This is a genomic window from Faecalibacterium sp. I4-1-79, assembly GCF_023347235.1.
Lineage (GTDB): Bacteria > Bacillota > Clostridia > Oscillospirales > Ruminococcaceae > Faecalibacterium > Faecalibacterium tardum.
Genome location: NZ_CP094467.1, coordinates 1,958,196 through 1,980,490, shown reverse-complemented (window position 1 = coordinate 1,980,490; position 22,295 = coordinate 1,958,196). Strand labels below are relative to the sequence as shown.

14 protein-coding genes, 3 tRNA genes and 1 riboswitch are annotated in these 22,295 nt (G+C 58.3%); of the genes, 8 read left to right on the top strand and 9 right to left on the bottom strand.

Annotation, left to right across the window (positions count from 1 at the left end):
- Positions 1-7: 7 nt before the first annotated feature.
- Positions 8-1,828: a glutamine--fructose-6-phosphate transaminase (isomerizing) gene (gene glmS, locus MTP36_RS09825; RefSeq protein ID WP_249248939.1), complete on the top strand. Its 1,821-nt coding sequence runs from the start codon at positions 8-10 to the stop codon at positions 1,826-1,828.
- 149 nt (positions 1,829-1,977) lie between these two features.
- On the opposite strand, the gene MTP36_RS09820 is transcribed toward glmS, so the two are convergent.
- From MTP36_RS09820 to typA, 6 genes are all read right to left on the bottom strand, one after another.
- The gene (locus tag MTP36_RS09820; protein WP_249248909.1) at positions 1,978-3,501 is read right to left on the bottom strand and encodes an Ig-like domain-containing protein; all 1,524 of its coding nucleotides are present in this window, start codon (positions 3,499-3,501) and stop codon (positions 1,978-1,980) included.
- A 64-nt stretch (positions 3,502-3,565) separates the two neighbouring features.
- Positions 3,566-4,678 carry an HlyD family secretion protein gene (locus MTP36_RS09815; protein WP_118658876.1) on the bottom strand — a complete coding sequence of 371 codons (1,113 nt, stop codon included), beginning with the start codon at positions 4,676-4,678 and terminating at the stop codon, positions 3,566-3,568.
- A gap of 2 nt (positions 4,679-4,680) precedes the next feature.
- Complete coding sequence (locus MTP36_RS09810) at positions 4,681-5,136, bottom strand: hypothetical protein (RefSeq protein WP_055184800.1); 456 nt, start codon at positions 5,134-5,136, stop codon at positions 4,681-4,683.
- 159 nt (positions 5,137-5,295) lie between these two features.
- Positions 5,296-7,632, bottom strand: coding sequence for a peptidase domain-containing ABC transporter (locus MTP36_RS09805; protein WP_249248900.1), 2,337 nt, complete (start codon positions 7,630-7,632; stop codon positions 5,296-5,298).
- Positions 7,633-7,961: 329 nt separating this feature from the next.
- Positions 7,962-8,038 (bottom strand) — tRNA-Asn (locus MTP36_RS09800).
- A gap of 156 nt (positions 8,039-8,194) precedes the next feature.
- The gene (gene typA / locus MTP36_RS09795; RefSeq protein WP_055184795.1) at positions 8,195-10,018 is read right to left on the bottom strand and encodes a translational GTPase TypA; all 1,824 of its coding nucleotides are present in this window, start codon (positions 10,016-10,018) and stop codon (positions 8,195-8,197) included.
- Between the two features lie 214 nt (positions 10,019-10,232).
- Here typA and MTP36_RS09790 point away from each other — a divergent pair, with 214 nt between their 5' ends.
- The 5 genes from MTP36_RS09790 (at position 10,233) to pbp4b (ending at position 15,623) form a co-directional block, all read left to right on the top strand.
- The gene (locus tag MTP36_RS09790) at positions 10,233-11,840 is read left to right on the top strand and encodes an MBL fold metallo-hydrolase RNA specificity domain-containing protein (protein WP_249248884.1); all 1,608 of its coding nucleotides are present in this window, start codon (positions 10,233-10,235) and stop codon (positions 11,838-11,840) included.
- 171 nt (positions 11,841-12,011) lie between these two features.
- Positions 12,012-12,087: transfer RNA gene (locus MTP36_RS09785), tRNA-Ala, on the top strand.
- A 569-nt stretch (positions 12,088-12,656) separates the two neighbouring features.
- Positions 12,657-12,731: transfer RNA gene (locus MTP36_RS09780), tRNA-Gly, on the top strand.
- Between the two features lie 117 nt (positions 12,732-12,848).
- Entirely contained in the window at positions 12,849-13,226 is a 378-nt protein-coding gene (locus MTP36_RS09775) for a PH domain-containing protein (RefSeq protein ID WP_097780052.1), read from the top strand.
- A 300-nt stretch (positions 13,227-13,526) separates the two neighbouring features.
- The gene (gene pbp4b, locus MTP36_RS09770; RefSeq protein WP_249248882.1) at positions 13,527-15,623 is read left to right on the top strand and encodes a penicillin binding protein PBP4B; all 2,097 of its coding nucleotides are present in this window, start codon (positions 13,527-13,529) and stop codon (positions 15,621-15,623) included.
- Between the two features lie 95 nt (positions 15,624-15,718).
- On the opposite strand, the gene MTP36_RS09765 is transcribed toward pbp4b, so the two are convergent.
- On the bottom strand, positions 15,719-16,879 hold the full coding sequence (locus MTP36_RS09765) for an MFS transporter (RefSeq protein WP_249248880.1): 1,161 nt from the start codon (positions 16,877-16,879) through the stop codon (positions 15,719-15,721).
- A 251-nt stretch (positions 16,880-17,130) separates the two neighbouring features.
- Positions 17,131-18,222: a mechanosensitive ion channel family protein gene (locus MTP36_RS09760; protein ID WP_249248878.1), complete on the bottom strand. Its 1,092-nt coding sequence runs from the start codon at positions 18,220-18,222 to the stop codon at positions 17,131-17,133.
- 162 nt (positions 18,223-18,384) lie between these two features.
- Positions 18,385-18,504: riboswitch (FMN riboswitch) on the top strand.
- Between the two features lie 142 nt (positions 18,505-18,646).
- On the opposite strand from MTP36_RS09760, the gene MTP36_RS09755 reads away from it, so the two are divergent.
- Positions 18,647-19,246: an ECF transporter S component gene (locus MTP36_RS09755; protein WP_005926789.1), complete on the top strand. Its 600-nt coding sequence runs from the start codon at positions 18,647-18,649 to the stop codon at positions 19,244-19,246.
- 271 nt (positions 19,247-19,517) lie between these two features.
- On the opposite strand, the gene MTP36_RS09750 is transcribed toward MTP36_RS09755, so the two are convergent.
- On the bottom strand, positions 19,518-20,936 hold the full coding sequence (locus MTP36_RS09750) for an MATE family efflux transporter (protein WP_249248875.1): 1,419 nt from the start codon (positions 20,934-20,936) through the stop codon (positions 19,518-19,520).
- Positions 20,937-21,309: 373 nt separating this feature from the next.
- Between MTP36_RS09750 and MTP36_RS09745 the strand changes: the two genes are divergently transcribed.
- Positions 21,310-22,263: a phospho-N-acetylmuramoyl-pentapeptide-transferase gene (locus MTP36_RS09745; protein WP_236131857.1), complete on the top strand. Its 954-nt coding sequence runs from the start codon at positions 21,310-21,312 to the stop codon at positions 22,261-22,263.
- Positions 22,264-22,295 lie beyond the last annotated feature (32 nt).

The window sequence follows — 22,295 nt, the reverse complement described above, 5'->3', positions numbered from 1 at the left end:
ATTTTGTATGTGTGGCATTGTAGGTTATGTTGGCATGCGCAGCGCCCAGCAGGTGCTGCTGGACGGCTTGGAAAAGCTGGAGTACCGCGGGTACGATTCTGCCGGTGTGGCGCTCACCCAGCGGGACGGTATCCGCGTGGTCAAAAGCAAGGGGCGGCTCGCCACCCTGCGCAGCAAGCTGGAAGAACTGTCGCTGCCCCAGAGCAGCTGCGGCATTGGTCATACCCGCTGGGCGACCCACGGCGAGCCCAGCGACGTGAACAGCCATCCCCACTCCACGCCCCGGGTCAGCATCGTGCATAACGGCATTATTGAAAACTACGGCGCTTTAAAGGAGCGCCTGATTGCTAAAGGCTACACCTTTGCCAGCGAGACCGACACCGAGGTGCTGGTAAAGCTCATCGACAGCTGCTATCAGGGCGAGCCCTTACAGGCGTTGCAGGCAGCGCTTGCCAAGGTGCGGGGCAGCTACGCGCTGGCGGTGCTGTTCAAGGACTACCCGGACACTATCTTTGCGGTCAAGCGGGAAAGCCCGCTCATCGTGGGCTGGGGTGAAGGCGAAAACTTTGTGGCTTCGGATATCCCGGCGCTGCTCAAGTATACCCGCCGGTACAGCGTGCTGGAAGAAGGGGACATGGCCGTGTGCACGGCGCAGGGTATCCGCTTCTATAACGAGTTCGGCGAGGCGGTGGAGCGCGAAAAACTGACCGCAGACTGGGATATGGAGGCCGCCGAAAAGGGCGGCTACCCCCACTTTATGCTCAAGGAGATCAACGAGGAGCCCGCCGCCATCACGGCAACGGTCAGCCCCCGGGTGGAGAACGGTCTGCCGGAGCTGCGCATCCCGGAACTGACGGACGAAAAGCTGCGCAGCATTGGCACGGTACATCTGGTGGGCTGCGGCACGGCCATGCACGCCGGTATGGTGGGCAAGACCGCCATCGAGACGTTGGCGCGGGTGCCCGCAGAGGTGGACATCGCCAGCGAGTTCCGCTACCGCGACCCCATCCTGAAGCCGGAGGATCTGGTCATCATCATCAGCCAGTCCGGCGAGACCAGCGATACGCTGGCCGCCCTCAAGCTGGCCAAGAGCCGCGGCGTGCCGGTGCTGGCTATCGTGAACGTGGTGGGCAGCAGCATTGCCCGTGCAGCGGATTACGTCATGTACACCTACGCCGGGCCCGAGATCGCGGTGGCGTCCACCAAGGCCTATATGGTGCAGCTGTGCGTGCTGTACCTGTTTGCCCTGCGTCTGGCCTACGCGCGCGGGCAGCTGACCGAGGAAAAGACCAAATACTACACCGCCCAGCTGCTGCACGCATCCGAGGTCATCAAGCCCCGCCTTGCGGACTGCGAGCAGATCAAGTACCTTGCCAGCCGCTATGTGAACACCCAGAGCTGCTTTTTCATCGGGCGCGGGTTCGACTACGCCCTTTCGCTGGAGGGCAGCCTGAAGCTGAAGGAGATCAGCTATGTGCACTCGGATGCCTACGCGGCAGGCGAGCTGAAGCACGGCACCATCAGCCTGATCACGGACGGCGTGCCGGTCATCGCGCTGGCGACCCAGAAGAACGTCTACGAAAAGACCATCTCCAACGCCAAGGAGACCCGCAGCCGCGGCGCACGGGTGCTGCTGTTCACCACAAAGGACGCGGAAGTGCCGGAGGGCGTTGCCACCGAGGTCATCCGCTTGGACGAGTACGACGACATCCTGATGCCGCTGCAGCTCATCGTGCCGCTGCAATTGTTCGCCTACTATATGGCGGTGCTGCGCGGCTGCGACGTGGATAAGCCCCGCAATCTGGCCAAGAGCGTAACGGTGGAGTGACCGGAAAGGGAAAAGAGCGCTTTATCTGTGGTTCCGAGACGCCCGTAGGCGTTTCGGAACCACTTTTTCACAAGTAAAACACACAAAACCGCCCGCTGCACAGAAGCTTGTGCAGCGGGCGGTTTGTTTTATGCAGAATAGCGGGGGAATTACCAGAACCAGTAGCGCTTTTTGAATGCGATGTAGGCAATGGCAATGATAACGATCACCACGCCGCCGGCGATGAAGAAGGTCCAGTCGATATTGCTGAACCGCAGGTTGTGATTGGTCAGCAGGTAGCGACCGGCCGTGTCAGCGGTGATCACGCCGTCCTTGTAGCTGTTCAGGTACTGCCACTTGTTGCTGATGGTGTTGTACAGGTACAGGTGGGAGTAAGTGCTCACGTCCAGCTCCAGCTGCACCGCACAGGGAAGGGTGCGGCCGTTGTCCAGCTCAAACTCCAGCCCCTCTTCGCTCTCGGTGAAGGTAATAGCGGTGTCGATCTCGCTGGTGGTGCTCTTTATGTTTTTGCCGGAAACGTTCAGGGTGTAGCCGTCGCCCACCACGCACAGGGTCTTACCGGTGGTGCGCAGGGCGTTCAGGATATCACCGGTCACAATGGGCACCTCGGACTGGGCAAACACTACCTGATCCTCCGTGCTGTCCTGAATGGTCTGCACCACGGGGTCCAGCGGGATGGGAGTGTTATCGTCCGGGGTGTTCGTGCTGTCATTGCTGCTGTTGCTGCCGGAGGAAGCCTCTGCCGAGCGGTTCACGATGACCGTGACCATGGCAGTGGCCTTGCCATTGGAGATGGTAATGGAGGTAGAACCGGTGCCTACCGCCGTGACCACGCCCGTGGGGCTGACCGTGGCAATGCTGCTGTTGCCGGACTTGAAGGTGAAGGACTGGGATGCACTCGCGGGGGTAGCTTTGGCCGTGATGGTGCGGGTGGCACCGGGCTTGAGCACGATATAGTTGGTGTTGGGGGTGATCACCTGTCCGCTGTTGCTGGATGGAGTGCCGCTTGTGCCGGTAGAGGAATCCGTGGGCAGGGCAAGCACCGTAACAGTGGTGGTGGCTACCACAGAGCCACAGGTGGCGGTAATGGTGGCTTTGCCGGGGGCTACGCCGGTCACGCGGCCAAAGCTGTTCACCGTGGCGATCTTCTCGTTAGAGGAGGTCAGCGTAACGGTGGCGTAGTTGGAGGCAGAGCTGGGGCGCACCTGCAGCGAAGCCGACACCGAGTTGCCCACATAGATGGTATTGGAGGAAAGGGAAAGATCCATCTCGGTCACGATCATGGTGGAATCCATGGAAACCACGATGGTGTAGGCGCAGATCTGGTTGCCGGCGGCTGCCGTAACGGTGGCGGTGCCAACGCCCACAGCCTGTACCACGCCGCTGCTGCTTACGGTCAGCACGCTGCTGTCATCGGTCAGAAAGACCACAGAGTCGGTGCTGTAACTGGGCTTGACCACGGGGGACAACTGTTGGGAAGCGCCCAGCAGCATATTGGCAGAGTAGCTGCCGGTGGCAATGCTCTCGGCGGGCACATCCTTGAGCCATGGCAGCGAAACGCCGTTCTGCTCTTCAACAGGCAGGCTGGCGGCGGCAGCGCTCAGCGCGGTGCCGCATAGCAGCACACCCAGCATCAGCACACAGGCGGCCAGTTTCTTTGCGGTTTGAATCATGTTGTTTGTACCTCTTTGGGGTGGGTGTAAAAGGGGGACATCCTGCCGTGCTGTGCAGTCCGTTTTAGCGGAACAGCACGCCCAGAGCCTCCATGGCATACTCAAAATAGGTGACCTGATCGTATTCCACGCGGGCGGTCACGCTCATACCGTTGGAAAGATCCACCTTGTCGCCGCTGCGGCTCACCACATAGGTGGCGTCGGGCTTGATGGTCATCTTGTAGTAGGAGGCGTTGCTGCTGGTGGTCACATCGCTGTCAATGGAGGTAACGGTGCCGGTCAGCGTGCCATAGGAGTACTCCGACAGGCCGGTGATGGCGATCTTGCAGGGGTCGCCGACGTGCAGCAGGGGACGGTCGTTTACCGTCACCATGGCCATGATCTCCAGATCATCGTTCTCGCTGGCAACAGTAGCCAGTGCGGAACCGGCGCTCAGCACCATGCCCTCCTTGTAGGGGGTGTCCATGTGGATCACGCCGGAGGTGGGCGCGTAGATGAAGTAATCGTTGGCGCCGGTGTTCAAGGAATCCAGCTGCGCCTGCAGGTTATCCACGTTGACCTGTGCACTGGTAATGCTCTGGGAGATGGACTGCATGGTAGAGTAGTACAAAGATTCCAGCTCGCTCTGGTTCTGCTCCATCAAAGCCTTGATCTGGGTGTCGGAGTAACCGGCAGCCTGATAGGTGGTGGCGTCAAAGGTCTTTTGCGCTACCTGACTTTTGTAGGTCTGGTACTGGTAGTAGTAGGGCTGATCCTCGGCGTTGGCTTCGTCAAAATAGTTGGTGTCATCCTGAATGCACTTGAGCAGCTTGTTGTACTGGTCCAATTGCTTCTGGTAGATATCCAGCTGGCTTTGCAGATTATCCTTCTGCATATCCAGGTCGGTGCTCTTCAGCCGGGCGATCAGGTCACCCTCATTCACATAGCTGCCCTCAGAGACATACAACTCGGTGATGGAGCCGGAGTAGCTGGACATGATGTAGGTCTTGTTGGCGGCCTGCACCACACCGCTGTTCTGGCTGACATAGATGCGGTTGGTCTGGGTGCTCCAGATCACCAGAAAGATCATGAACAGGCCGGTCAGAATGACAAAGGCGTACCCGTAAGGGGGCAGCTTTTTGTCCATCATGATCCTGCGGTCCTGCAGATCCGAAAGGTTCTGAATGGTTGTTGTCATAATTATTTGGTCTCCATAAATACATCGACCACGGCATCGTCATCGTCCTGATTGACATAGATGGTGTAGCTGCTGCCGGTCATCTTGATGTCGTTCTCAAAAGCATGGATCTGCAGCTTAGAGGAGGCCAGCTGGCTTTGGCTCAGCGGGCCGGTGTAGTGGGCATACAGGCAGTTCTTTACCCGCAGCACAGCGTCCATGTGGTAGCCGGGCTCCATGTTGGGGATCATCTGGGTGGCCTGCTGCATCATGTACATCTCCGGCAGCTGATCCGGGCCGGTACCGGGCTTGATCGCCTGCACCAGCGGGCCGATGGGCTGCACGCCGTTGCTCTTCATAAAATTCTGCATCTGGGTCAGGATGACCGGTAGGTTAGCCAGCTCCTCCGGGTGCAGAGTGCGGGAGAGGACATTGGTCAGCTTGAGGGTCTTGTTTTCAGCAACTTTGATTTCATTCATGATAAATTACCCCTAATCCTGTTATTTTTAATGTAAGCCGAAACAAAAAGGTGCCCGGAAGCGTCTGCCTCCGGGCACACCATAACGAGGCATTCTTTGGTTTCCCCAGCGGGAAAAAGCTTATGCGGCATCCGGGCAAAGGCTGCGGATGCGGTGCGGTCAGTAGGTGATGGACTCGCCGTCGTCGTCCTCTTCCACCACAGCGGAAGGCATTTGCGGAGCGGGCTCGGGCTTGTGCTTGCGGAAGATGCCCTGCTGCATGTTCCACAGCTCGGCATAGCGACCATCCTTTGCCATCAGTTCCTCATGGTTGCCGCGCTCCACGATCTTACCGTGATCCATCACAAGGATCAGGTCACAGTCACGGATGGTGGAAAGGCGGTGTGCCACGATCAGCATGGAGCGGTCCGCCAGCTGCTCGTAGATCATGTTGAAGATCAGCGTCTCGGTGGCAAAGTCCAGATTACTGGTGGACTCGTCCAGAATGTAGAGGTTGGAGTCCTTCAGGAAGGCACGCGCCAGTGCGATACGCTGCTTCTCACCACCGGACAGGCCGTTGCCGGCTTCCTCCAGATAGGTGTTGTACTGCAGCGGCAGGTGACGGATAAACTCGTGAGCGTCGGCCTTTTTGGCTGCTTCCTTCACCTCGTCCAGCGTGGCGTCCATGCGGGAGATGCGGATGTTGTCGTAGATGGTCTTGCTGAACAGCTCGATGTTCTGGGGCACATAAGCAATGGCACGGCGCACAGAACTGTTGGTGTACTCGGCCAGATTCACGCCGTTCACATCGATCTCGCCGTCCTCGGGGTCGTAGTATTTCAGCAGCAGCTTGGTAATGGTGGATTTGCCGCTGCCGCTGCCGCCCACCAGCGCCACCTTTTTACCGGCGGGGATGGTAAAGCTGACATGATCCAGCGCGGGGGCGCGGTTGCCGTAGCGGAAGGTAACGTCCTTGAACTCGATGTCACCCTCCACCTTGCTCATCTCGCTCTGCTCCACGCCGTCTGCGGTCTCGTACTCGGCAGGGTAGTCCATGATCTCGGTCAGACGCTTCATGGAGATGCTGGCTTCCTGAATTTCCATCTGCAGGCCGATCAGGTTGCTCAGGGGGGAGGTGAAGTAGCCGGACAGGGTGCTGAACGCCATAAAGCCGCCCAGCGTCATTTCGCCGTTCAGCACCTGCGTGATGCCCACATAGGTGGTCAGCATACTGAAGCCGGTGGAGATGAAGGAGGAGATCAGACCCTGCGTGGTGCTGATGCGGCTGGAACGCAGGCTGATCTTCAAGCTCTTCATGTACTCGCGTTCCAGATTATCCAGCTCGGTCTGCTCGTTAGCGTTGCACTTGACGGTCTCGATGCCGCGCAGGCTCTCGATCATCTGGCTGTTCAGCGCGGCAGACTGTGCCATGCTCTCTTCGTTGATCTTTTTATAGGGCTGCTTGTAGATCAGCACCAGCAAAATGCTGACCAGCGCCATGAACAGCGAGATAGAGAACAGCATGGCGTTCATGCGGAACAGGATGATACCGGTGATGACAGCCATGGAAATATCCATCACAAGGCTCAGCGCAATGCTGGTAAAGATGGATTTGATGGTGTTTGCGTCCGAGTAACGGGTGGTGATATCACCGGTCTTGCGGGTGGCAAAGAACTTCATGGGCAGGTTGAAGATGTGCCCGAAGTACCCCAGCATCAGCGGGATATCGATCTTGATGGACAGATGGATCAGCACCCATTGGCGCACAAAGCCGATCAGGGTACTGGTAATGCTGACCACACTGAACACCAAGATCAAGGTGACCAGCAGGTTGTTCAGCCCGTAGGGCAGCACCTCGTCCATCAGGATCTTATTGAACATGGAGGACGCGATGCCCAGTATGGTGGTGATCACCGAGCTGAGGATGGCATAGAAGAACAGTTTCTTCTGGGGCAGCAGCAGGTTGATATACCGCTTCATCATGCCGCCCTTTTCGATCTTACCGCCCTTGAACTCCGAGGTGGGGTTCATCAGCAGCAGCACGCCGGTGAAGTTCTTGTAGAACTCGTCCAGACTGATCTTTTTCAGCTCCGTGCCGGGGTCGCCGATGATGACGTAATCCTTGCACTTATGCTTTTTGCCTTTTTCCTCGTTTTCCTTGCGGGCTTCGGCGTCCTGCAGCATGTGCTTGCGGCGCGCGCCCTCGTCCTTGATGGTGGTCTTTTTGAACACCACAACAAAGTGCGCCAAGCCCTGATCGGTAATGACCTGCGCAATACAGGGAAGTGAGAAATCACTCAGAAAGTTTTCGCGGTCCACACGGACTGCGGCGGTGGTAAAACCAAGTTCATTGGCGGCTTTTTGCAGGCCGACAAGGTTGGTGCCTTTCAGGTCGGTGCCCATCATATCCCGCAGGCGGGTGATGGTAACTTCCTTTTTGTAGTGCAGGCACACCATGGCCAGACAGGCAGCCGCACAGTCGGTGGTATCGTGCTGCCGGACGTAGGTATAACGCATAGATGTTTCCTTTTACTCTCAAGATTTATTCAAACGACACCAAGCTGCCCTGCCGCCCCGTGTTTGCCGCACAAAGCTACCGGCCGGCCTGCTGATTTGACCAACGAAAAAACTGCGCTCCTGCACGGCAGTCTTCTGACCGGGGAGCGCCTGTCTGTGGGCAGAAAAGACTGTGCAGCCTGCACAGTACCTTTTCCACGCCTATAAACTTATAAAAGTATACCACATCCACTAGGGTTCTTCAAGGCACTATTTTTTAAGAACCGTAAAGAAAGGGCGAAAAAGATGCAGATAAACAAAAAAGCGATGGAAGAATATCCATCGCTTGCTGGCGCCTCTTGCCTGACTCGAACAGGCGACACCCTGATTAACAGTCAGGTGCTCTAACCGACTGAGCTAAAGAGGCATATCAGTGACTGCGAGAGATATTATACCGCAGTTACCGCACTTTTGCAAGCCCTTTTTGCAAAAAATGCTGAGGAATTTGTCAGCCATGAAAAAAGCAGCGCAAAAACGCCCGTAGGTGCTTCTGCGCCGCTATAATAAGGATGCTTTTTTGAGATTACTTCAGCTTGCTCTTGGCCTTCATGCGCTGCTCATGGTTCAGGATCTGCTTGCGGATACGCAGGTTCTCCGGGGTGACCTCCAGCAGCTCGTCCTGTGCCAGGAACTCCAGGCAGCCCTCGAGGCTCAGCTTGCTGATGGGGATCAGGCGCAGAGCGTCGTCGGAGCCGGAAGAACGGGTGTTGGTCAGGTGCTTGGTCTTGCAGACGTTCACGTCCACATCCTCGCCGGAAGCGGTGTAGCCGATGACCATGCCCTCGTACACCTTCTCGCCGGGGCCCACCAGCAGGGTGCCGCGCTGCTGAGCGTTGAACAGGCCGTAGGTGACGGCCTCGCCGGTCTCAAAGCTGACCAGAGAACCGGTGGAGCGGTTGGCGATCATGCCAGCCCAGACGTCGTAGCCGTCAAAGATCTGGTTGATGATGCCCTCGCCGTGGGTATCGGTCAGGAACTGGTTGCGGTAGCCGAACAGGCCGCGGCTGGGCATCCGGAACTCCAGACGCACACGGTCAGAGCCCAGGGACTCCATCTGCTGCAGGATGGCCTTGCGCTGGCCCAGACCGGTCATGACGGCACCCTGATACTGGGTGGGCACGTCGATGACGACATGCTCCATGGGCTCGTAAGTCTTGCCGTCGATCACCTTGGTCAGAACGTGCGGGGGAGAGACCTGCAGCTCATAGCCTTCACGGCGCATGGTCTCGATGAGGATGGACAGGTGCATCTCACCACGGCCCATGACACGGAAGGAATCAGTGGTGGCGGAGTCCTCCACCTTCAGGGCCACGTCCTTCAGCAGTTCCTTCTGCAGACGGTCGCGGATCTGACGGCTGGTGACGAACTTGCCCTCACGGCCGGCCAGCGGGCTGTCGTTGACCGAGAAGGTCATCTCCACGGTGGGGTCGTTGATCTTGACGAAGGGCAGCGGCTCCACGTTGGAGGGGCTGCACAGGGTGTTGCCGATGGTCACGTCCGGCAGACCGGAGAATGCCACGATATCACCTGCGGTGATGTTGTCGCAGGGCTGACGGCCGTTGGCCTGGAAGTCGTACAGCTTGGTCAGACGGCCGCGCATCTTCAGGTCGGGGTTGTGCCAGTCGCACACGACCACTTCCTCGCCTACCTTGGCAACACCGTTCTGGATGCGGCCGATGCCGATGCGGCCCACGAAGTCGTTGTAGTCCACAGAGGACACCAGCATCTGGAAGGGAGCCTCAGGGTCACCCTCGGGCGGCTTGATGGTGCTCAGCAGGGTGTCGAACAGGGGGATCAGGTCGGTGCCCGGCACATCCGGGTCCAGGCTGGCGGTGCCGTCACGGCCGCAGCAGAACAGGATGGGGCAGTCCAGCTGTTCGTCGGTAGCGCCCAGGTCCATCAGCAGGTACAGCACCTCGTCGATGACTTCCTTGATGCGGGCGTCAGGGCGGTCGATCTTGTTGATAGCCACCACCAGGCTCAGGTTCTGCTGCAAAGCCTTCTGCAGCACAAAGCGGGTCTGGGGCATGCAGCCCTCGGCAGCGTCCACCAGCAGCAGCACGCCGTTGACCATCTTCAGCACGCGCTCCACCTCGCCGCCAAAGTCGGCGTGGCCCGGGGTGTCGACGATGTTGATCTTAACGCCCTTGTAGGTGCAGGAGCAGTTCTTAGCCAGAATGGTGATGCCGCGCTCACGCTCGATATCGCCGCTGTCCATCACGCGCTCGGCCACGGCCTGATTGTCGCGGAAAGCGCCGCTCTGACGCAGCAGGGCATCCACCAGGGTGGTCTTGCCGTGGTCAACGTGAGCGATAATGGCAACGTTGCGCAAATCGTTACGAACCATAAATTTCTACCTCTCTATTTAAAAAGACTTATAAAATACGAACGAACGTCATACAAATCTAAGTTTATAACAGAACAGGGTGGTTTGTCAAGATTGTATAAAAATTTTTTCTGCAATTCAGCATTATGCCCGTAAACTTCCCGCAGATTTGTGCGGCGTGAACCTTAAAAATATGCTATACTAAAGCTATAAAACGAACCGGAGGTGTTTTGCATTGAAGCTGACATTTTTAGGCGCGAACCATGAGGTGACCGGCAGCTGCACCATGCTGGAAGCGGCAGGGCAGCGGTTTCTCATCGACTACGGCATGGAGCAGGGTAAAAATGTGTACGAAAACCAGCCCCTGCCCGTAGCCCCCGGCGAGATCGACTTTGTGCTCATCACCCATGCCCATATCGACCATACCGGCCTTTTGCCGCTGCTGGCGCACAACGGCTTCCGGGGCAGGATCTATGCCACCATCCCCACGGTGGAGCTGTGCGGCATTATGCTGCGGGACTCGGCGCATATTCAGGAGTTTGAAGCCGAGTGGAAAAACCGCAAGGGCAAGCGCTCCGGCGCAGAGCCGGTGGAGCCCATGTACACCGTGCAGGATGCCGAGGCCGCCTGCCGCCTGTTCTTGGGTGTGGAGTACGGCAAGCGCATTAAGCTTGCCCCGGGCATCGAAGCACGCTTTGTGGACGTGGGGCACCTGCTGGGCTCTGCCAGCATCGAGCTGTGGATCACCGAGGGCAGCACCACCACAAAGCTGGTGTTCTCCGGCGATATCGGCAATCTGAATCAGCCCATCATAAAAGACCCCACCTATATCCAGCAGGCGGACTATGTGTTCATGGAGTCCACCTACGGCGACCGCAACCACGACCCCCGGCCGGACTATGTGGCAGAGCTGGCAAAAATCTTGCAGCGCACCTTTGACCGGGGCGGCAACGTGGTGGTGCCCAGCTTTGCGGTGGGACGCACGCAGGAGATGCTGTATTTTTTGCGGGAAATCAAGGAAAAAGGGCTGGTCAAAGGGCACGGCAACTTCCCGGTCTACATCGACAGCCCACTGGCTACCGAGGCCACCCGCATCTTCCGGGATACAGACCCCGACTGCTTTGACACCCAGACCCGCGCGTTGCTGGAAAAGGGAATCGACCCCATCAACGTGCCGGGGCTGCGCATCAGCGTGACCAGCGATGATTCCCGCATGATCAACACCGACCGCACGCCCAAGGTCATCCTGTCTGCCAGCGGCATGTGCGAAGCCGGACGCATCCGCCACCACCTCAAGCACAACCTGTGGCGGCCGGAGTGCACCATCCTCTTCGTGGGCTTTCAGGCGGTGGGCACCTTGGGACGCACTCTCATTGAAGGAACGGACTTGGTCAAGCTGTTCGGTGAGCCCATTGAGGTAAAGGCCGAGATCTGCCAGCTGACCGGTATGTCCGGCCACGCGGACAAAGACGGTCTGCTGCGCTGGGTGAATGCCTTTACGGAAAAGCCCCGGCGGGTGTTCGTGATCCACGGCGAGGACGAGGTGGAAAACCGCTTCGTGGACACCCTGACCGAGCAGGGCTTTACCGCCTGTGCACCCTACAACGGTGCGCAGTGGGCCATTGGTGCCGAAGGCGCAGTCTGCCTGCAAGAGGGCACAAAGGTCCGCGTGGAGCAGAGAACTGGCGAGGGTACAAACCGCGCCGCTACCGTGTTCCAGCGGCTGCTCAGCGCCGGTAAGCGCCTGCTGCGGGTCATCGAGCACAACGAGGGCGGTGCAAATAAAGATCTGGCAAAATTTGCCGACCAGATCAACGCTCTGTGCGACAAATGGGATAGGTGATGCAGTAGCCTTTTGCGACAGAGCAACTCCGGGAAAAACGCAGATGCGTCAAAAGCGGCGGGGCGAGCAGCGCTGCCGAAAAAAGAGGATAGATTTTTGTAAAAAACCGTTGACAAGCGCCCCTCCGGCTGGTATAATAACCCATGTCGTCAGGCACAAAGCCAAACATCTGGGGGTTTAGCTCAGCTGGGAGAGCGCTTGCATGGCATGCAAGAGGTCACCGGTTCGATCCCGGTAATCTCCACCAGAAAAAAGCATCGCACAGAAATGTGTGGTGCTTTTCTTGTATCTGCCGTGCTGAACTCCCTCAGTCACGGCTTACGCCGTGACAGCTCTCTCGGGGAGGGAGTCCTTGGCATAGCGGTGATATTTCCGGCTAAAGTACAAAGTTTGCGGACGCGTCAGTTACGTCCTCTCAGGCGCTCTCGCGCCAGCTCCCCAAGGGGGGAGCCAAGCCGTAAAGCCCATTGCGAAAGCATTAGGTGTAATGAGGAAGCTTCCGGCAGCGCTCTTGGCTCTCCCTTTGGGAGAGCTGGATTTGCGAAGCAAAGACTGAGAGGGCGAGGACGGCAAGATGTGCAAATGCCGCTCCCGGTCGCAGCCCCTCCGGTGAAAAATGCGTTTGGAGCACTCCGCAGAGTGCGACAAACGCAAAATTATAAAGAACCTTTCCGCGGAATATGGTCAGAGCGAAGCGGAGACCATTTCAAATCGTCCCACTCACAGGGGACAGACTGCAAAGCGTTTACAGATTTGCAACCCCTAAATTCATACTGGACATTTGCACAAATTTATGGTATAATTCTTTCTGCAATTGCGGGTATAGTACATCGGCTAGTATATCAGCCTTCCAAGCTGAGGAGGTGGGTTCGATTCCCATTACCCGCTCCACAAGACCTGAACCTTGAACGGTTCGGGTCTTTTCTTTTTGTCCGGGCAGCCATCTTGCCAATCGGCGGCGGAAATGCTACAATAGAGCCATCAAAATGCTGAAGGGGGAACGCCGCTATGGAATTCCGCGATAAACCGATGGAGAATCTTATCCGCTTGCAGGAGAAGGATATCTGCAAAAATATCAACGCCCTGCTGCTGGAGGGCGAGCAGATCGTGGGCGCTTACAAGACGGTGCGCGATCAGGTGGTGTTCACCAGCCACCGCATCATCATGGTGGATATGCAGGGGGTCACGGGCACGCGGCAGCAGCTTTTTGTGCTGCCCTACCGTAAGGTGCTGCACTACGGCATCCAGACAGCGGGCTTTGGCGACCCGCTGCAGGCGTCCCAGCTGACGGTCTGCTTTGCGGACGGCCACGAGGCCAAGTTCGGCTTTATCGGGCAGAAAGATCTGTTTCAAGTGGCAAACGCCATCAGCGCCCGCATTCTGTAAGAAAAATTATGAACCGAAGCCGCTGCACAAGGGTTTGTGCGGCGGCTTTTTTTACACATTTTTGCGGCTGGTTGTATACAAAACGCATGAAAACTTGAAACAAAACGTAAAACAATGTGCCAAAATAGGCGAAAAACTGAGAAACACAAAACTTTGTGCCACAAGACGAAAACATGATTGACATTTTGTTTCGTCTCGCGTACAATTCGGGGCGTAAGGCAGTCCCGCTGCTGCGGGACAAAAAAGCACGAATACAGGCATATTGTCGCATTGCGGCAAAAAGAATGGGAGGACCTTACCATGTCAACCAAATTTTCCCGTAAAACGTTCCTGAAGGGCAGCGTTGCCGGTCTGGGCATGATGGCGCTCAACGTGTGCACCGCCGGGGCAGCCTCTGCTGCCGAGCCCGCAGCCGCCGCAGCGGAGGATACCAACTCCCTGAACCTCGTCCCTAAAAAGGCGGCCTCGGTCAAGGTGACCAGCCGCGGCAGCGTGAGCGGCGGCTGGCAGGGCGAGCCGGTGTTCCCCAACTGGAAGGGTCTGGACGATACGCTGGCCATGAACCACATGTACACCTTTGTGGGCTACGCAGGGCAGGGAACGCTGTGCGTGGAGCCCGAGGCGGGCGTGACCGGTTTTAACCTGTTCGTCAATAACCGCCAGATCAACACCGCTGCCATGGCGGCAGGCGGCGTGTGGAACGTGGATATTTCCGGCCAGACTATCAACGGCCGCAACACCATTCAAGTGGGCGGCATCCGTCCCCGCGGCAAAAAGGTGACCGTGCGGGTGGGCTACCCCACCGTGCAGGAGGGCAGCCTGCAGGACGTGGGCATTGACCGCGATGCACTGGAACTGCTGGAGCAGATCATTCAGGCAGATGTGAACAACGGCTTCCCCAGCGCACAGATGGCTGTTGTGAAAAACGGCAAGCTGGTGTATCAGAACGCATGGGGCAAGGTGAACTCCTATAATCCGGACGGCACCCCCAAGACCGACAGCCCGGCTGTGACCAACGATACCCTGTACGATCTGGCCTCCAACACCAAGATGTACACTGCAAACTACGCATTACAGTACCTCGTCACGCAGGGCAAGGCCAATTTGGACAGCCGTCTGGTAGACCTGCTGGGCAGCGCCTTTGTGGAGGACACCATCGACATTACCTACAACGGCTACGAGAACCCGGGCCTGAAGGTCAACAAGCAGTGGAAGGCAGAACTGACCCTGCGCGATATCCTGCGCCATCAGGCAGGCTTCCCTGCAGACCCCCAGTACCACAACGATTCCTTTGACCAGTGCTCTCAAAAGACCGTTTCCGGTGCCACCAACCTGCTCTTCTCCGGTTGGGACGGCAGCGCTGCAACCCGCGCCGCGACCCTCAAGTCCATCTTCAAGACCCCGCTGATGTACAAGCCGGGCACCAAGACCGTTTACTCCGACGTGGACTATATGCTGCTGGCCTTCGCCATTGAAGCCATCACCGGCAAGGGGCTGGACGCCTTCCTGAAGGAGACCTTCTGGGATCCTATGGGTCTGACCCATACCACCTACAACCCCCTGCTGAACGGCTTTGCCGCCAACGACTGCGCCGCCACCGAGCTGAACGGCAACACCCGCGATGGTGCCATCTCTTTCACCGGCGTGCGCACCGCCACCATTCAGGGCCAGGTGCACGACGAGAAGTGCTACTACGCGATGGGCGGTATTTCTGGCCATGCAGGCCTGTTCTCCAACGCTACCGAGCTGGCAAAACTGGCCTCGGTCATGCTGACCGGCGGCTACGGCGAGAACCGCTACTTCTCCCGCAACGTGATGGACGCCTTTACCGCACCCAAGAAGGAGGACGCTGCCAACTGGGGTCTGGGCTGGTGGCGTGAGGGCGACAACCAGCGCTGCTGGTATTTCGGTACGCAGGCACCCTCCAATACCATTGGCCATCAGGGCTGGACCGGTACGTTGACCATGATCGACCCCGTGGAGAACCTGGTGGTCGTGTACCTGACCAACAAGATCAACTCCCCGGTCACCGATAAGGCCGCGAACCCCAATAATTTCAATGGTAACTGGTATACGGCTTCTACGCTGGGTTTTGTGGCACAGCTGCTGTATCAGGGTCTGCAGAACCACGGCACCGACCCCAACAACGCTTACAGCGCCCTGCTGGAGGATATGGCAGAAAGCAAGTTTGCGCTGGTGGCCGAGGGCGGCAGCGTGCCTGCCACCCACCCGCTGGTGCGCTCCGGTTATGCCGTGCTGGAGGCTATGGCTGCCCACGCCAATGCCACCCACTCTTATCTGGACCGCAACTATTTCAACGATGCCCTCACCCTGCTGGATGACACCCGCGATGCAGAGGAACTGGCAAAGCTGAAAAAGATGCTCAATAAGTTCTGAACGCAGTTCTTTACAAATAACTGAATAAATAGCAAAGGGACTGCCGCACCAAATGAGGTACGGCAGTCCCTTTAACTTTAGCGGGCTGGACCCTTTCAGGTGTGCGCTGTTTTGCGCACCAGCTGCCGGTGCATCAGCGCCATCAGCACCAGAAATACCAGCAGATAGAAGGGGAATAGCGCCGGGGTGATGCTGTTGGCCAGCAGACCGAACAGCGGCGGCATGGCAAGATTGCCCACATAGGCGCTGCTCATCTGGATGCCGATGACGGCCTGAGAATTTTGTACGCCGAAGTGCGCCGGGGTGGCGTGGATGATGCTGGGGTAGATGGGCGCACAGCCCAGCCCTACCAGCACAAGCCCTGCCAGCGCAAAGACCTGCGCCCCGGGCAGCAGCAGGGCGGCAATGCCCACGCCCAGCACCGCAAACCCCAGACGAATCATCTGGTCGTCGCTCAGCTTTAAGGTCAGAAAGCCGCAGACGCCCCGCCCCACTGTGATGCCGATATAGAACAGGCTGGCAAAGCTGGCAGCCGTCTGGGCGGGCACCTGCCGCACAAGGGTCAGGTAGCTGCTTGCCCAGAGCCCGGCGGTGGTCTCCAGCGCACAGTAGCAGAAGAAGCAAAGCATCACTTCCTTCGCGCCCGGCAGCGCGAACACCTGCGGCAGGGTCAGCGCCTTGGGCGCGGTGCCGTCCGGGGCGGCGTCGGGGCGTTTATGCCACAGGGGCAGGCTGCAAAAAAGCACGGCAGTCAGTGCGATCTGGAACAGGGCGATGTACCGGTAGCCGCTGTTCCAGCTCAGCCCGCCGGAAAGCGCTGCGCCCATCACCACAGGGCCGATGGTAGTGCCCACGCCCCACATACAGTGCAGCCAGCTCATGTGGCGGCTTTCGTAATGCAGGGCAACGTAGTTGTTCAGGGCGGCATCCACGCTGCCCGCACCCAGACCGTAGGGGACAGCCCACAGACAGAGCATCCAGAACTGGCCGGAGACCGAGAAACCGAACAGCGCCGCAGCGGTCATGCCCACGCTGAGGGCGGTCACTCTGCCCGTGCCCAGCGCCCGGGTGAGCCGGTCGCTGTTCAGGCTGGAAACGATGGTGCCCAGCGAGATGATCATGGACAGGATGCCCGCATAGGAAAAGGGAACGCCCAGCTGGGGGTACATGGTGGGCCATGCGGACCCCAGCAGAGAATCCGGCAGGCCAAGGCTGATAAAGGCCAGGTAAATAATTGGCAGCAAAAGCTGTGTCATAGGAAAAGTTCCTCCACAGATGATTTGATGGCGTGTCCCGCAGTGTATGCGGGTGCGCTATAAGAATAACATGACCGGATGGGAAATCATAGGGCAAAAGTGCCTGCTTTTTACAACAAAACAGGCGTTTCTTTGATTTGATCCGTAAAAATGCGTTTGCCGCGGCCTACAAGCCGCGGCAAACATAAAATAGAAATAGAATTCCGCTGAAAATGGCCAAAGCGTATGCGGCGGCCATTCTGGATCGTCTTTTAGTTTTCGCTGGTCTTTTCCAGATACACGGTGGTGGAGGGGAAGGCGAAGTCCACACCGTTTTTCTGCATCACGTCCATCAGGTCGAGATTCAAATCGTTCTGCATCTGCAAAAAGCGGGTCATGTCGGCGGTGCGCAGATAGGCAGACACCAGCAGGTCGATGCTGGAAGCCCCAAAGCCGCTCAGCTCCACCAGCACCGAGTCCTCGTAGGTGTAGGGGCTGGCCTTGAGCATGGCGGTCAGGTCGGTCATCAGCTGTTCCAGTTGGGGACGGGTGGTGTCGTAGGTGACCCCGAGGGTGAAGCGGTACAGCCGCTTGTTACGCAAAGTACCGTTGTTGATGGTGGCAGAGCTGACCGTGCTGTTGGTCAGGATGTACACCGAGTTATCCAGTGCGCGGACTTTGGTGGAGCGGAAGTTGATGTCCACCACCTCGCCGGAAACATCGCCCACGGTGATCCAGTCACCGATGGAAAAGGGCCGGTCCAGCAGGATGACCAGCCCGCTGAACAGATTTTTGGCGCTGTCCTGTGCGGCCAGAGAGATAGTCAGACCGACAAGACCCGCACTGGCTACGATGCTGCCCACCGGCAGGCCGGTCTCCTGCGCCATGGTCATAATGCCCAGAACTACGATGAGAACTTTGTACACCTTGTTCAGCAGGGTGGTCAGGGTGCGGTTGGCGCGCACCTCCTCGCCGCAGTTTGCCAGCAAAAGGTCGGTAAGGTCGGCGGCGGCGTACAGTCCCTGACACACAAAAAAGGTGGCGGCAAGTTCAAAGACCATCAGCAGAAATTTGCTTACGCCGGCAATTGCCCACGGCAGGCTGGCCGCTGCGGCATAGATGAACGCCGCAAGGGTGAGCCGCTGCACCGGCACGGCAAAGCTGCGCAGCAGAATGGGCGTACCTGCCAGCCGCCAGCTGCGGCGCAGCAGGGCAGGGCATACCCGGCGGGACAAAAGCTGCCGCGCCAGCCAGCCAAGCACCAGCAACAGCGCCGCGCACACCACGCGGGCAGCAAAGGCTGCCCAGCCCTCCAGCAACAGCGAGCCAAGCTCGAAGCCAAGGTTACGGATCGAGAAAATCATGGAAAACCTCCTGTGTTTTTTCACAACGCATATTATGATAGCATACTCCGCCGCCCGGGGCAAGGAAAGAAAGGTGAAAACACACTTTGATAAAAAATGTGCAAACTTTTTGGAAAGGGGGCTTGACAGCGCCGCAGTACCGCGCTATACTCTAGGCCAGAAAGTTCGTTTCAGGGCGGGGTGCAATTCCCCACTGGCGGTAAAGTCCGCGACCACCCGCAAGGGTGCTGACCCGGTGCAACTCCGGGACCAACGGTATAGTCCGGATGCAAGAAACGGCAGGCAAATTGCGTCTGTGCGCCCTGTTGCAGTTTTTTGGTTGCAGCAGGGCGCTTTTTGGTTTGTCTTTCCGGTTCGATCCAGCGCGAAAAGGGCTTTCCGAACAAATTTGAACGGGGAGTACACCCCGGGGAGGACAACTACCATGAAAAAGAATACCACCCACAACCTGACCGTTGCCGCCATGCTCAGCGCGGTCGCCTTTATCCTGATGTTCATCGAGTTCCCGCTGCCGATGCTCATCCCGTCCTTTGTCAAGATGGACTTCTCCGACCTGCCCGCCCTGCTGGGCGCCTTTGCACTGGGCCCGGTGTACGGCGTGGTCATCAGCTTTATGAAGAACCTGCTGCACATCATCATCAAGGGCACCTCCACCGCCTGCGTGGGCGAGCTGTGCAACTTTATGCTGGGTGCGGTGTTCTCCGCTGTGGCGGGCTTTGTCTACAAGCGCCACAAGAGCCGTAAAACCGCCATTCTGGGCGCCATCGCCGGTGCAGCCGTTATGGCCGTGTTCAGCGTGCCCTCCAACTACTTCATCACCTACCCGGCCTATGTGCAGTTCTACCACATGCCGCTGGAAGCCATTCTGGGCATGTATCAGGCCATTCTGCCCTCTGCCGACAGCCTGATCAAGTGCCTTGTGATCTTTAATATGCCCTTCACGCTGGTCAAGGGTCTGCTGGACGCCGTGCTGTGTCTGCTGATCTATAAGCCCCTGTCTCCCATCCTGCATGGCCGCAAGTAAGCTGCTGAGATAACAGAGAGCCGGAAAGTCCGCGGACTTTCCGGCTCTTTCTCTATTTAGAGGGCTTACCCCTTCCGGCTTGCCGCTGCGCGGCAAGCCACCTTCCCCAAGGGGACGGCTTTTGGTTATGCCGGAAAGTTTCCCTTCTAGGCAAAGGCGTCCCCTTGAGGAAAGACTTCCCCCGCTCCGGGGGAAGATGTCACCGTAGGTGACAAAAGGGGGAATCTGGCGCGTTAGCGCCTGAGGGGGTAACAGAAAGCCCCCTCATCATTTACGCCAACGCGCCCTTATCCAGCCATTTGCCCCGCGCCATGCGCAGCAAAAACAGTGCGCCGCGGGTGCAAAGCTCCGCGCACATGGCCACCCATACGCCCACCAGCCCAAAGTGGGGAGCCAACAGGACTGCCAAAGTCAGCCGCACGCCCCACATGCTGACAAGGTTCAGGATAAAGCAGCCGGTGCTGTCGCCCGCGCCCTGCATGGAGCCGCTGGCCACGATGCTTGCCCCGAACATCGGCTCGGCAAAGGCTTCGATGCGCAGCACCCGTGCGCCCAGCGCAATAACGGCGGCATCGGCGGTAAAAATGCCCATCAGCTGCGGGGCAAACACATACAGCCCCACGCCGGTCAGTGCCATGATGCCCATGCCCATGGCGGTGCACAGCCACGCAAAGCGCTTGGCCATGTCCCGGCGGTTTGCGCCCACGGCCTGTCCCACCAGCGCAAGGGCAGCGTCCTGAATGCCGTAGCCCGCCATGTAGCACAGACTCTCGGCGCTGACCCCCAAACTGTTGGCGGCAATGGCGGTAGTGCCCAGCCCGGACACGATGCGCACCAGCAGCACCTGTGCCGAGGACAGGGCGGCGCGCTCTGCCGCCAGCGGTGCGCCCACCTTCCATACGTTGTGCAGGCAGGCGCGGGTAATGTGCCAAGAGCCGGGCTTGCGGATGCACAGTGGGCCGTCCCGCAGCAGCAGAACGCCCAGCGCCAGCGTACCGCCCACAGCGTTGGCAAGGGCTGTACCCAGTGCTGCGCCCGGTACGCCCCAGCCCAGACCCCAGACCGTGAGGTTCTGGCCGAATACCGTCATCTCCCGGGTGGGGTTGATGAGGAAAAAGTTGAAGATGATGTCCAGCACGCAGGTGAACACGCTGATCAGGCCGGGGGTCAGGGCATCGCCGGTGGAGCGCAGCATGGCGGCATAGGTGCCCATGGCCATGATGAAGGGCAGGGAAGCCGACCAGATGGCAAAATAGGCCGAAGCGTTTGTCTGCAATGCCGTGTCTGCGCCCAGCCACTCGGGCAGGAACCGGCTGATGCCCACACCAAAGGCTGCTGCGGCAAGACCCACCACTAAATTGAACAGCATGGACTGCCGCAAAACGCCCCGGGCGTCCTGCTGGCGGTCTGCGCCCAGATACTGCGCCACCTGAATGGAAAACGCCATGCACAGCCCGGCCAGCATCCCGTGCAGCAGCCATGTGCTGGAACTGACGATGCCAATGGAGGCAGTGGCGGCGGCACCGATATGTCCCACCATGGCGGCGTCGATGTACTCCATGGCGGTGACCACGATCTGCTGCAAAATGGAAGGGATGCTCAGCGTCAGCGCCACCTGTGCGGTATGGCGCAGCGGCACCTGCTCGCCCTGCCGCATCCGGGCAGAGAGCTGCTCAAGTGTAATGGACATGGAACCTCCTGCGTTGTGAGTGAAAACTACAGACTAATACATTATTATAGAGAGCCGCGGGAGAAAAGTCAATCCAAAGTGAATTGTGCCGATAGAAATCAATTTATGCCGCTTGACCCAGTGCAAAAGCCTTCACCCCTTGGGGGGAAGGTGGCTGCGAACGTAGTGAGCAGACGGATGAGGGGGATTTAAGGTGAATTGCTGTTCTCCTACGCCCTCATCAGTCACCTGCGGTGACAGCTTCCCCCGACCGGGGGAAGCCTTCAATCGGAAAATAGGTTTCTACGCGAATTTTGCTGCCGGGATTGATTTTTGGGCAAGGGCGTGATACACTCACAACGTACTATACAGAAAGAAAGAGGAATGTTATCTTATGATCCAAATGCTTACCTCTGTCATCGGGCAGCGGGGCGTAGATGCCATGGCGTTTTTGCTGGCATTTGTCCTGACCGCCCTGACGGATTCCATTTTCCGCGATAAACTGCCCCACGACCACGGCCGCGCCTTTGCGGTGAACGGCGAGCTTTCCAAGGGCAAGGCGCGAGGCTCCGGACTGATCTTTGTACTGTGCATCGCACTGGTGTCGCTGGCGTTCCTGCCCTTCAACACAGAGTATGTGGTGTACAATGTGCTGCTCATCGCCTCCATGCTCTCTGGCTATCTGGACGATGCCGCCGAGACCGCGTGGAACGAGTACAAAAAGGGCATCATTGATTTTGTTATTGCGGTGCTGGCGGGCGTCACCTACCTGAACTTCAATGGCTGCGGCGTACACTTTTTGCAGTGGAGCTTCACGCTGCCCTACGCGGTGTACCTGCTGCTCATTGTTATCCTGATCTGGGCAAGCATCAACGTGGTCAACTGCACCGACGGTGTGGACGGCCTTTCCGCCAGTCTGGCAGTGGTGACCATTGGCACCTACCTGCTGGCCTATAAGACCGAGCTGGGTGCGTATGCTACGGCTGGTGTGGTGTTCATTGGTGCGCTGCTGGCCTACCTGTGGCTCAATGCCAAGCCCTCCAGCCTGCTGATGGGCGATGCCGGCAGCCGCGCCATGGGCTTTTTCATCGCCATGCTGTCGCTCAAGTGCGGCCATCCGTTTGCCTTTTTGCTGGCGGCTATCGTGTTCATCGCAGACGGCAGTTTGGGCATTTTGAAGATCAGCCTGAAGCGTTTTCTGCACATCTGGATCTTGAAAAACACCCTGACCCCCCTCCACGACCATGTGCGCAAGCGCAAGGGCTGGAGCGACGAGCAGGTGGTAGCCCGCTGGCTCATTCTGCAGTGTGTGGCCTCGGCCCTGCTGCTGCTCCTTGTGCGGGGCTGATACCCGTTACAATTCTGTCCGTAAAAATACAA